The organism is Frateuria sp. Soil773, assembly GCF_001428405.1.
GTDB lineage: Bacteria > Pseudomonadota > Gammaproteobacteria > Xanthomonadales > Rhodanobacteraceae > LMSL01.
In genome coordinates this window covers 1-11,179 of the sequence record NZ_LMSL01000018.1, presented here as the reverse complement: position 1 = coordinate 11,179, position 11,179 = coordinate 1, and the positions used below count along the sequence as shown (strand labels likewise).

Sequence of the window (11,179 nt, the reverse complement as noted above, 5' to 3'; positions counted from 1 at the left end):
TGGATCCCGGCTTTCGCCGGGATGACGGCATTTGGGCGAGGTCGTGGCTTTCAAGTGAAGCGGCGGCTTGTCCAGGTGGAGGGTGTCGAGCATGAGGAATCGGGGAGGGACGATGTGGAGCGGGCTTTCCGGAACGTCATTCCGGCGAAAGCCGGAATCCAGTGCCTTTCTCGCGGCAACCATGCTGGCAGCCGCTGGATCCCGGCTTTCGCCGGGATGGCGGCGTTCAGGCGAGGCCCGTGGCTTTCAAGCGAGGCCGCGGCATTCAGGCGGGATGGCTGGCGTCAATGCGGTTCAACTTCTTCGCCAGCCGGCGGCGAACGCCGCCAGCCCCGCCAGGCCCGCGCCCAGCGGCAGCCACGAACCGTGCTGCGGGGCCAGGGTCCACAGCAGCGTGGCGCTGATCAGCAGCGCGCCGCCGAGCAGGCCGCTGCCGAGCATGCGTTGCTGCCGGCGCGCTTCCTGCTGCCGCTGCGCCAGGGCCACGGGGTCGGCCAGTTCGCGCCGTTCGCCGCGCGCCACCTGGCGCAGCGCGTCGCGCACCAGCTCGGGAAACTGCGGCGCCGCGTGGAACCATTCGGGCAGGCGCTTGCGCACCTCGCGCAGTGTGCGGCGCGGGCTGTAGCGTTCGCGCAGGATGCGCTTGAGCACCGGATGCGCCACCGCCCAGATGTCGATCTCCGGATCGAGCATGCGGCCGACGCCCTCGATGTTGAGCAGGGTCTTCTGCAGCAGGATCAGTTGCGGTTGCAGGGTCAGCTCGAAGCGGCGCGCGGTCTGGAACAGCTTCACCACCAGCTCGGCGATCGAGATCTGCGACAGCGGGCGGGTGAAGTACGGCTCGCACACCGTGCGCACGGCGGCGGTCAATTCGTCCACGCGCACCGTCGGGGGCATCCAGCCGGCGTCCAGGTGCAGTTGCGCGATGCGTGCGTAGTCGCGCTCGAACAGCGCGATGAAGTTCTGCGCCAGCCAGTACTGGTCGGCCTCGGGCAGCGAGCCCATGATGCCGAAGTCGAGCGCGATGAAGCGGGGCTCGTCGCGCCGCGCCAGGTCCACCCAGACGTTGCCGGGATGCGCGTCGGCATGGAAGAAGTTGTCGCGGAACACCTGCTCGTAGAACACCCGCACGCCCTTCGCCGCGAGCGCCTTGCGATCGATCCCGGCGGCATCGATCGCGGCGATGTCGTCGCAGCTCGCGCCGTGCACGCGCTCCAGCGTCAGCACGCGCGGCGCGGTGAGGTCCCAGTGGACCTCGGGCACGTACAGGTCGGCGCCGCTGGCGAAGTTGCGCCGGAGCAGGCTGGCGCTGGCGCCTTCGCGCTGCAGGTCCAGCTCGTTCTCCAGCATCTTCTCCACTTCGGCGACGACGTCCAGCGGGCGGATCTTGTCGGCGTTGGGGTGCCAGCGCTGGGCCAGCTCGCCGAGCGAGCGCAGCAGCTTCACGTCGCGGGCGATGCGCGCGTCGATGCCGGGTCGCAACACCTTCACCACCACCGCGCGGCCGTCGTGCAGGGTCGCCGCGTGCACCTGTGCGATCGAGGCGGAGGCCAGCGCGGCCTCGTCGAAGGCGGCGTAGAGCCGGCCGACCGGCGCCTTCAACTGCTGCTCGACGATCGCGCGCGCCTCGGCGCCGGGGAACGCCGGCACCTGGTCCTGCAGCAGGGCCAGCTCGTCGGCGATGTCGGCCGGCACCAGGTCGCGGCGGGTCGAGAGCACCTGGCCGGCCTTGACGAAGATCGGGCCCAGCTCGGTCAGCGCCAGGCGCAGGCGTTCGCCGCGCGACAGCCGCGCCACGTCCACGGGCGGGCGGCCGAACAGCGGGCGCAGCAGCTTCAGCGGCCGGAACAGGTGCGCCGCATCGACCAGTTCGTCGAGCCGGTAGGCCAGCAGCACGGAAGCCACCCGCAGCAAGCGCGGCACCACCTTCAGCGGCGTCACGCCGGGCGTCCCCGCAGCCGCTGCTGCAGCCGGGCCACGCGCGCCTCCAGCCGCTCGCTGCGTTCGCGCAGGGCATCGACGCCGTCGAGGAACGGGTCGAGTTCGCCCTGCGCAACGGTCACCCGCGCTTCGTCGCGCAGCCAGTCGGCGCCATCCTCGGCGAGGTGCGCGGCGGTCTCCTTCGCGTGCGCCAGGCCCTGCCGCACGGCGCGGGCGAGCGGCACGCCGAGCACGTCGCCGAAAGTGCGCGCGAAGGCTTCCTCGAAATCCGGCGCGAACCGGCTGGCCAGCTTCTCCAGCCGGCGCGCGAGGTCGGCGTCGCCGGCGATCTCCACCTTGCCCGGGGCTACGCCCTCGTCGCCGCGGCGCAGCGCCATCGCCAGCAGGCTGCCGGGGCTGGCGGCCACGCGCAGCTGGCTGTCGGCGTCCGGCGGGCCGACCTTCAGGCAAGCGTCCTCCACCGTCACCGCCAGCGCGAGTTCCGGCCCGCGCAGGTGCAACTGCACGCTGCGGCCGTCCAGCGCGGCCAGTTTCTGCTGCGTGTCCGGATCGAGCGAAAGCGCGTGGTTGAGTGCGGTTTCCAGCGCGCGGCCGGCGAGCTTGCGCAGCGGTTGCGGCAACCAGGAGTTCGGGGCGGGGGCGTTCATGCGCCGATTGTAGCGGGGCGGCCGGCGATGGCGGCCACCCCGGGCCGGCGTTTCAGCCGGCGCCGTCGAAGCCGAACTGGCGCCAGGCCTCGTACACGGCCACGGCGACGGTGTTGGACAGGTTGAGGCTGCGGCTGTCGGGGCGCATCGGCAGCCGCAGGCGCTGTGCCTCGGGAATCGCGTCGAGTACCTCGGAGGGCAGGCCGGCGGTTTCGCAGCCGAACAGCAGGGCGTCGCCCTTGGCGAAGCGCGCCTCGACGTGGGCGAGGCGGCCGCGGGTGGAGAAGGCGAACACCCGCGGCTGGCCGATCGCGGCGAGACAGCCGGGCAGGTCGTCGTGCACCGCGACCTGCGCGTATTCGTGGTAGTCCAGGCCGGCGCGGCGCAGGCGGCTGTCGTCCAGCGTGAAGCCGAGCGGACGGATCAGGTGCAGCGCGGCGCCGGTGTTGGCGCACAGGCGGATCGCATTGCCGGTGTTCGGCGGGATCTCGGGTCGGAACAGGATGACGTGCAGCATCCGTGCATTATCGACGGAGCGCGGGCGGCTGGCGATCAGCTCTCGCGCCGCGGGCAGACCACGCCGTCCGGCGGCAGCGTGCAACTGGCCGGCGCCGCCAGCAACAGCGTGCCGAAGCTGCCGTGCGAAGCCAGGCTCACCGCGGTGGAGCGGCTGTTGATCATGGCGCCGAGGATCAGCCCGCAGACCAGCAGGCAGGCGACGAACAGGCTGCGCAACAGCAGGGTTTCGAATTTCATGGTCATGGTCCGGCGAAGAGGTGGGGAGGTGCGGGCCGCTCAGCCGGCCCGCGCCGAGGGCGCGGCCGTAACGGCGGCATCGTTGGCCAGGTGCACGGAGGTCGGATGCGCCTTGAGCATCGAGCCCAGGGTCAGTCCGCACAGCAGCAGGCTGGCGGCGAACAGGGTGTGCAGCAGCAGGGTTTCGAGTTTCATGGTCGTGTCTCCGGTGGGAAAGTGGTCCTTGGTAATCCCTCTGGAGCAAGCGCCGTGCCAACCGCCGGAATTCGATTCAATACATTGATACGAATGGATATTTTGCCATGGCGAGCCTGCGTCGTCCGCTGTCCGCGGACACCGCGGGCGCCCGTCCGGACAGCACAGCGGACAGTGTCCGGACGTGCCATTGGTGGGTTTGCGATCGGGCGGCGCGGCCACTAGCCTCGGTGGATTCATCGCGGAATTAAGGAAGCTTCACCATGGCAAGAAACCCCCTCGCGCTGCTCATCGCCGGTCTGCTCGCCTTCAACGCAGGCGCATTGCCGGCATGGGCCGCGCCGGACGCCGCTGCCGCGCAGCAGATCCCGCAGATGGCTTATACCCGGTTCGTGCTGCCCAACGGCCTGACCGTGGTGGTGCACGAGGACCACAAGGCGCCGGTGGTGGCGGTGAGCGTGTGGTACCACGTCGGCTCCTCCTACGAGCCGAAGGGCAAGACCGGTTTCGCCCACCTGTTCGAGCACCTGATGTTCCAGGGCTCGGAGAACCACAAGGACGAATACTTCAAGCCGTTCGAGCTGGCCGGCGCCACCGACCAGAACGGCACCACCTGGCTGGACCGCACCAACTACTTCGAGACGGTGCCCACCACCGCGCTGGACATGGCGCTGTGGATGGAGTCCGACCGCATGGGCCACCTGCTCGGCGCGATCGGCCAGAAGGAGCTGGACGAGCAGCGCGGCGTGGTGCAGAACGAGAAGCGCCAGGGCGAGAACCAGCCCTACGGCCGCGTCGGCGAACTGATCCAAGCCGAGGCGTTCCCCGCCAACCATCCCTACCACCACGACACCATTGGCTCGATGGCCGACTTGAACGCCGCCTCGCTCGGCGACGTGAAGCAGTGGTTCAAGGACTACTACGGCGCCGCCAACACGGTGGTGGTGCTGGCCGGCGACATCACGCCGGCGCAGGCGAAGGAAAAGATGCTGAAGTACTTCGGCGACATCGCCGCCGGCCCGCAGGTGCCGCGCCCGCAGCCGTGGGTGGCGCCGCGCGACGCATCGACCCGCGGCTCGATGACCGACAACGTGGCGCAGACGCGCATCTACCGCGAGTGGAACGTGCCTTCGCGCAACGACGACGCGCTGACCGAGCTGCAGGTCGCCGCCGCCGTGCTCGGCGGCGGCAAGACCTCGCGGCTGTACCAGCGGCTGGTCTACCGGGACAAGCTCGCCGACGACGTCTCGGTGGACATCGAGCAGCACGTGCTGGCCAGCCTGTTCGAACTGCAGGTGGACGTGAAGAAGGGCGTCGATCCGGCCCGGGTCGAGGCGGCGGTGGCCGACGAGTGGCGCAAGTTCCTCGCCGACGGCCCCAGCGCCGACGAGCTGGAGCGGGTGCGCACGCAGATCCGCGCCGGCTTCGTGCGCGGGCTGGAGCGGGTCAACACGCAGGCCTCGATCCTCGCCGAAGGGCAGCTCTACCGGAACGACCCGGGCGCCTACCTCAAGGAGTTCGGCGTGCTGATGGCGGCCACCCCGGCCAGCGTGAAGGCTGCCGCGAACCAGTGGATCGCCAAGGGCGACTACACGCTCACCGTGACGCCGGGCAAGGTCGACGCCGCCGACATGGCGACCACGGCGGGCCGTCCGGCCGCACCCGGCAAGCCGGCGCCGGTGCTGTCGCCGAAGGGCGACTACCGGACGGTGGCGAGCGGGGTGGACCGCAGCAAGGGCGTGCCGGAAGTCGAGACCTTCCCAGACCTCAGCTTCCCGAAATTGCAGCACGGCAAGCTCGCCAACGGCATCGAGGTGGTCCTGGCCGAGCGCCATGCGGTGCCGGCGGTGCAGGTCGGCCTGCAGTTCGATGCTGGCTACGCCGCCGACCAGGGCCGCAAGCTGGGCACCTCCAGCTTCACCATGAGCATGCTCGACGAGGGCACCACCTCGCTCGATTCGGTCGAGATCGCCAAGCGCAAGCAGCGGCTCGGCGCGCAGATCGCCACCGGCTGCGGGCTGGATGCCTGCGTGGCGTCGCTCAACGCGCTCGACGACAAGCTGGTGCCGTCGCTGGCACTGTTCGCCGACATCGTGCGCAACCCGGCCTTCCGCGAGAAAGACATCGACCGTCTGCGCGGCCAGTGGCTGGCCGGCATCGCGCAGGAGAAGAGCCAGCCGGTCGGCATCGCGCTGCGCACGCTGCCGCCGCTGCTGTACGGCAAGGGCCACGCGTATGCGATCCCGTTCACCGGCACCGGCACCGAGGCGTCGATCGGCGCACTGAGCGCGGCCGACATGCGCGCGTTCATGGGCGACTTCATCCGGCCGGACAACGTCAAGCTGCTGGTCGCCGGCGACACCACGCTGGACAAGATCGTCCCGCAGTTGAACAAGGTGTTCGGCGACTGGAAGGCCGGCGGCAAGGTGCCGGCGAAGAACATCGCCACGGTGGCGCCGCCGAAGAACGTGCGCGTGTTCCTGGTCGACCGCCCCGGCGCGCAGCAGAGCCTGATCCTGGCCGGCAGCCTGGCGCCGTCCACCCGGGCCGCCAACAACCTGCCGATCCAGACCATGAACGGCGCCTTCGGCGGCACCTTCACCTCGCGCCTCAACATGAACCTGCGCGAGGACAAGCACTGGGCCTACGGCGCCTTCAGCTTCCTGCGCGACGCGCAGGGGCAGCGCCCGTTCATGCTGTATGCGCCGGTGCAGACCGACAAGACCGCGCCCTCGGCCGCCGAGATCCTGAAGGAGGCGAGGGGGATGATCGGCGACAAGCCGCTGACCGCCGCCGAGATCGACAAGATCAAGGTGGGCGACGTGCGCAGCATGCCCGGCCAGTACCAGACCACCTCGGCGGTGATGGGTGCGCTGCAGGACATCGCGCTGTACGACCGTCCTGACGACTGGGTGCAGACCATGAAGGCGCGCATCGAGGCGCAGACCGACGCCCAGGTCGAGGCCGCCGCGAAGGAGATCATCCATCCGGGCCAACTGACCTGGGTGATCGTGGGCGACCTCAAGCAGATCGAGGCGCCGGTGCGCGCGCTCAAGCTGGGCGAGGTGCAGGTGATCGACGCCGACGGCAAGGCGGCGCGGCCGGCGGGCAAGTAAGCCGGCATCCGGCGACGCCCGCGCGCCGGCGCGCTAGGATGGAGGCCGGGCAGGTGACTGCCCGGCCTCTCGTCTATGTCCACCGCGGAGCCACCCATGCGCAAGACCCTGCTGATGCTCGTTCCCGCCGCCCTGCTCGGCGCCTGCACCTGGGGCATCACCCTGGACGATGCCGCCCGCAGCGTGCGCACGGCATGGAACGGCGACGTCTCGTCGTGCCGCGACATGGGCAAGGTCACCGTCACCGTGATGGACCATGTCGGCCCGGTCGACCGCAACGACATCAAGGTGCGCGACGAGCTGGAAGTGATGGCGCGCAACGAGGCCGCCAAGCTGCATGCCGACACGGTCAAGCCGCTGGCCGAGCCGGTCGACGGTTCGCAGGCGTGGGGCGCCTACCTGTGCGGCAGCCAGCGCCCGCAGCCGTCCGGCAATGCCCCCGCGGCCCAGCCGCCGGCACCGGCCGGTTCCGGCGGCGTGCAGACCTATCCGGTCAAGGGCTGACCGACCCTTTCCGACAGGGCCTGGCGCACGGCCGCGACGAGGCCGCGCCGGGCACGCCAGGCGTCGCATTCCACTGCGCCGCCTGCCCGCACCGCTCACGGCGCGTTAACCGGCGGCCCGGTAACACTGCACGCTCATCCGCAACGGAGAGCGTTCGATGGGCAACGAAACGAAGCCGGACTTTTCCAATGTGCAGGGCGGCGCCGAATCGTCGGCCGCGGCGCCCAAGGCGGATTTCAGCAATGTCGAGGGCGGCGCGTCGTCCGCGGCTGCCGCCGGGCAGACCTATACCGTCGTCGCCGGCGACAATTTGAGCAAGATCGCCAAGCACTTCTACGGCAGCGCCAGCGACTGGCAGCGCATCTTCGATGCGAACCGCGATCAGCTCGCCAATCCCGACCTGATCAAGCCCGGTCAGGTCCTGAAGATTCCCGCCAAGGCCTGAAGGAGGACTGCGCATGATGCACCACCGGACCCCGACCCTGATCGCCCTGTCGCTGGCCGCCGCGCTGGCGCTCAGCGCCTGCGGCAAGCATGACGACACCGCCGCCACCACGGACGCCGCGCCGCCGCCCCCGGCGGCCCAGCCGGCCACCGCGCCGGCCGCTCCGGACACGATGGCGCCCGCGAGCAGCGCCCTGAGCGTGACCTCGGTCGATCTCGGCACCGCGGTCGATGCCAACAACAAGGTGGCTGCCGCCGCCGATTCGTTTACGCCGAAGGACACCATCTACGCCTCGGTCAACACCACCGGCTCCGGTTCGGGCACGCTCAGCGCGAAATGGACCTACCAGGACGGCCAGACCGTCATGGAGACCAACGAGCCGATCGCGCCCACCGGCCCGGTCAGCACCGCCTTCCACATCAGCAAGCCGGACGGCTTCCCAGCCGGCAGCTACAAGGTGGACATCGCGCTGGACGGCAAGCCGGTCGTCAGCAAGGACTTCACCGTGAAGTAGGCAAGCCGCCGCAACGCGAGCGCGAACGGGCGCGGCCTTGGCCGCGCCCGTTGCGTTTCAGGGGTGTCGATGGCGAAGCTCAGGCCGGTTTCACCGCCACGTTGCGCCCGGTCTGCTGGCGGAAACGCTCGCACCAGTAGAAGCGCTGCGCGGCCAGTTCCTCCTGCGGCCGGCCGATGCCGTGCAATTCCACGTGGCGCAGGATCGCCTGCGCCGCCAGCAGGCTGCCCAGCACCTCCGAGCGGCGCCGGCTGTCGCCCTGCCAGAACACCGCCACCCAGCCCTCCTCGGACTCCGCATGCGACTCGTCCAGCGGCATGATCAGCGTGCCGTCCGCCAGGCAAAGCGCGCAATCGTGCCCGTCGGCATGCTGGTACGTGTACAGCGGCAACAGCTCGGCGACGAAATCGACGATGCGCTGGCTCAATCCGTTCATGCGGCTTCCTTGGCTGCTTGTCGGGAGGGAGCATAAGGCAAAGGCGCTGCGGTTGGCCGGTGGCGTGTCAGGGGATTGGGCAGGTGGCGATTGGTGCCTGCGTGCGCGCCATGCAGGTCAGCAGAGCACGGCCATGCTTGCAGAAAGAAGGGCGCGCCGTGGCTGCATCAACGACAGGCTGCGTATCGCTTCGCACCGTCTTGAAGCAGTGTCATTGCTTTGCACTATTTGTTGCCTGAGCGAAATCGGATGGAATTCAAGAATCGATCAAGGTACTCCGTGACCTCTTGGACATTTCCGAATGAACTCCGGGCATGGTTTTCAGCATCGGTGTTCAATTCGGCACTCATGGCCGGCTGCCTCACATCGCTTGGCGTTCCAGGCGCCTCCCAAAGGTATTTGTATGTTACCGGCCCAGGGTTGTCCGGATCAGATCCGCTAACGGCGATGAGGTAGCCTGATTGGCCTGCGGCGGTTCGGTCGCCGCGATGAATCACCTTGAGATCGTGAGTGAGACTGCGCAGCCGATTCGAATCGTCATCCACGTTCGCGCTCAGCGGTGGCTCGGATGAATGCTTTTCGATATCCGTGGCGGTAAAAGTCAAGCTCATGTCCGGGTGTTGTGGATCGATTACTACCAATGTGGCATAGCCGGCTGCTTCTGGTTTGCCGTTATCCACAAAAATACCGTTCCCTACACAGAACCCAGCAGGAGCGTTACTCATTTGAGAAGGCAGCGGCCTGAAGTGTTCCGCTGCGCTCATCAGATCCGTTCGTTGTGCTTCGTAACTGGAAACACCGATGTCGTTCCTGCTGAGAACCATGTCAAACCCGTTGATCCATTTGTGCAGATCAATGTTGGCGGCAATCGCTTGTGCCTTGGGCAGATAGGCAATGATCGCAGTGTTTTGTTCCGGATGAACATCGAAGCCAACCAGTTGGCTCCCAGTATGCTCTTTGTCCGGGTCCATGCCGGCTGCTCGCATCAGCGCATCGTCTCCTGGGTTGGACGGTACTTTGCTGGCGGCATACTTCTCGCTCTTTTCTTGGAGACGTTGCTTCAATGCCTTAAAGCTCGTGACAGGGCCGTGGTCGGTTACTTGAATTCCCCGATATTTCGCATCGATGCGTATCTGTGCCTTGCTTGGAACTTTCATCGAGAAGCGCCCGAGATAGATCGTGTGATTCGTGGGGCTATGGTTGGTAGTCATGGCGAGTAGTTCGGCGCTCGACAGCATGGCTAGAAGTGCCGCCAAGGTGCGGGATCGCCATATCATTCGCTTGAATCGCATAATATATCCAAGAATTGATGTCTCCCAGTCTCCGTGGGGATGGCTTGCAAATACTGTAGAAGATGATGGGCTGCACTCGCTGTTGATCTTTATTAAATTGGAATCGAAAAATTTTCCAGCTCTTCGATTCATTAGTTATAACGCCATATATGGGTAGAAATTATTCCAGGATGACGCTTTTAAGCGAATGATTTGATTTTATCGACTTGCCTTCACCGCATTGGGGCGAGGGCGCGCAGACTTCAGGATCGCATCCCAAAGCGCCACGGCCTCGTTGTCGGTAAGCGACGAAGTGACATCCTCGTCGTCGCCTTCGAGACGGCCCCCGTTGAGCTGCAGGAAAAGGCTCGATGTGGCGAGCGATGGCGAGGGCGGATACGACTCCGCAACCATCATCTGGCCATGCAGTCCGCCCAGGTCCGACCCCATGACCAGTTGCTGGCCGGGTTGGCCGGCGAGCTGGAGGTCGCCTTTGCAGATCACCTGCGGCTTCGTGTTGCCGGCAGCGGACAGACTGCCAAGTGTCCGCTCGACGAGGCCGGGATCGGCGGCATCCCGCTTAAACCCGTTCACCGAAGCATCCAGCACCATTTCGCGATGCTTGCGATCGTTGCTCGAGAACGAAACGCTTGCATCCTCGAAATCGTTGTCGGCATCGATGATTACTTGCCCGAGGCAGAAGCCCGGCCCCGCCTGGGCCGGATCGGCCACCTTGCGCACCTGCGTTGCGAGCCTGGCGAGGCATTCCTCGGCCGGCTTGTCGGCGCCCTTGAACGACTCGGTCTTCAGGACGACGTGGTTGTCCTCGACCAGCAGGTGAAGTTCATGCGCGCGCGCGCCGCCGTCGACCTCCGTCCCCAGATACGACTCCAGCATGATCTCGCGATCGTTGAGCTTCTCGAACGCCACCAGCATGGAGGCATGGGCTTCGTCATTGCTCTTCGAAGCGATCTGGTCGCGCCTCTTCAGGATGGCCGCGGCGAACTGTTGCGGCGTAACGCCCTCCGCGAGCACACCGAAATCGACCGTTTTGAAGTCCTTGTCGCGGCCGAAGTACAAGGTCGCTGCTGGTTTTGCATCGGCGGGCGAGGAGTTCAGCGAAAAACTGGATGGCAAGTCGAACTGGTAACGGCCAAGGCATTGGGTACGCATGGTTTGGGTCAGTTCGGACACGTTGTGCCGCTCCTCTTCGCTGGAGCCGGAATGGCACGCAACCAGTCCACCGAGCAATGTGGCAGCAATCCACCATCGATGGACGGGCATCAGCTCACCTAGAGCGTGTCATCAATTGAGCAAAATGACCGAGGCCATCCCCTATATCGCGCCGAGGAAG

Annotated in this window: 12 protein-coding genes; 4 read left to right on the top strand and 8 right to left on the bottom strand. The window is 67.0% G+C overall.

What is annotated here, in order from left to right:
- Nucleotides 1-294: 294 nt before the first annotated feature.
- The 5 genes from ubiB to ASG87_RS19930 are packed head-to-tail and all read right to left on the bottom strand — an operon-like array spanning nucleotide 295 to nucleotide 3,539.
- Complete coding sequence (gene ubiB / locus ASG87_RS07985) at nucleotides 295-1,941, bottom strand: ubiquinone biosynthesis regulatory protein kinase UbiB (protein WP_056003478.1); 1,647 nt, start codon at nucleotides 1,939-1,941, stop codon at nucleotides 295-297.
- Entirely contained in the window at nucleotides 1,938-2,588 is a 651-nt protein-coding gene (locus tag ASG87_RS07980; protein WP_056003474.1) for an SCP2 sterol-binding domain-containing protein, read from the bottom strand. Before ASG87_RS07980 ends, ubiB begins: the two co-directional genes overlap by 4 nt.
- A 52-nt stretch (nucleotides 2,589-2,640) precedes the next feature.
- Complete coding sequence (locus tag ASG87_RS07975) at nucleotides 2,641-3,105, bottom strand: tRNA (cytidine(34)-2'-O)-methyltransferase (RefSeq protein ID WP_056003471.1); 465 nt, start codon at nucleotides 3,103-3,105, stop codon at nucleotides 2,641-2,643.
- Nucleotides 3,106-3,140: 35 nt separating this feature from the next.
- Nucleotides 3,141-3,344 (bottom strand): hypothetical protein, encoded by a 204-nt coding sequence (locus tag ASG87_RS07970; protein ID WP_056003764.1) that lies wholly within the window; start codon nucleotides 3,342-3,344, stop codon nucleotides 3,141-3,143.
- A gap of 39 nt (nucleotides 3,345-3,383) precedes the next feature.
- Nucleotides 3,384-3,539 (bottom strand): hypothetical protein, encoded by a 156-nt coding sequence (locus tag ASG87_RS19930; RefSeq protein ID WP_157510963.1) that lies wholly within the window; start codon nucleotides 3,537-3,539, stop codon nucleotides 3,384-3,386.
- Nucleotides 3,540-3,802: 263 nt separating this feature from the next.
- On the opposite strand from ASG87_RS19930, the gene ASG87_RS07965 reads away from it, so the two are divergent.
- The 4 genes from ASG87_RS07965 to ASG87_RS07950 all read left to right on the top strand — a co-directional run bounded on the left by ASG87_RS07965 (nucleotide 3,803) and on the right by ASG87_RS07950 (nucleotide 8,118).
- A complete protein-coding gene (locus ASG87_RS07965; protein ID WP_056003469.1) occupies nucleotides 3,803-6,655 on the top strand; it encodes a pitrilysin family protein in 2,853 nt (950 codons plus the stop codon).
- A gap of 96 nt (nucleotides 6,656-6,751) precedes the next feature.
- On the top strand, nucleotides 6,752-7,159 hold the full coding sequence (locus ASG87_RS07960; RefSeq protein WP_056003761.1) for a DUF4156 domain-containing protein: 408 nt from the start codon (nucleotides 6,752-6,754) through the stop codon (nucleotides 7,157-7,159).
- Between the two features lie 157 nt (nucleotides 7,160-7,316).
- Nucleotides 7,317-7,604 (top strand): LysM peptidoglycan-binding domain-containing protein, encoded by a 288-nt coding sequence (locus tag ASG87_RS07955; protein WP_056003466.1) that lies wholly within the window; start codon nucleotides 7,317-7,319, stop codon nucleotides 7,602-7,604.
- Nucleotides 7,605-7,617: 13 nt separating this feature from the next.
- The gene (locus ASG87_RS07950; protein ID WP_056003462.1) at nucleotides 7,618-8,118 is read left to right on the top strand and encodes a hypothetical protein; all 501 of its coding nucleotides are present in this window, start codon (nucleotides 7,618-7,620) and stop codon (nucleotides 8,116-8,118) included.
- A 79-nt stretch (nucleotides 8,119-8,197) separates the two neighbouring features.
- Here ASG87_RS07950 and ASG87_RS07945 read toward each other — a convergent pair whose 3' ends face one another.
- From ASG87_RS07945 to ASG87_RS07940, 3 genes are all read right to left on the bottom strand, one after another.
- Nucleotides 8,198-8,554: a hypothetical protein gene (locus ASG87_RS07945; RefSeq protein WP_157510962.1), complete on the bottom strand. Its 357-nt coding sequence runs from the start codon at nucleotides 8,552-8,554 to the stop codon at nucleotides 8,198-8,200.
- A gap of 224 nt (nucleotides 8,555-8,778) precedes the next feature.
- Nucleotides 8,779-9,765, bottom strand: coding sequence for a T6SS immunity protein Tli4 family protein (locus ASG87_RS19925; protein ID WP_157510961.1), 987 nt, complete (start codon nucleotides 9,763-9,765; stop codon nucleotides 8,779-8,781).
- 279 nt (nucleotides 9,766-10,044) lie between these two features.
- Nucleotides 10,045-11,019: a T6SS immunity protein Tli4 family protein gene (locus tag ASG87_RS07940; protein ID WP_157510960.1), complete on the bottom strand. Its 975-nt coding sequence runs from the start codon at nucleotides 11,017-11,019 to the stop codon at nucleotides 10,045-10,047.
- Nucleotides 11,020-11,179 lie beyond the last annotated feature (160 nt).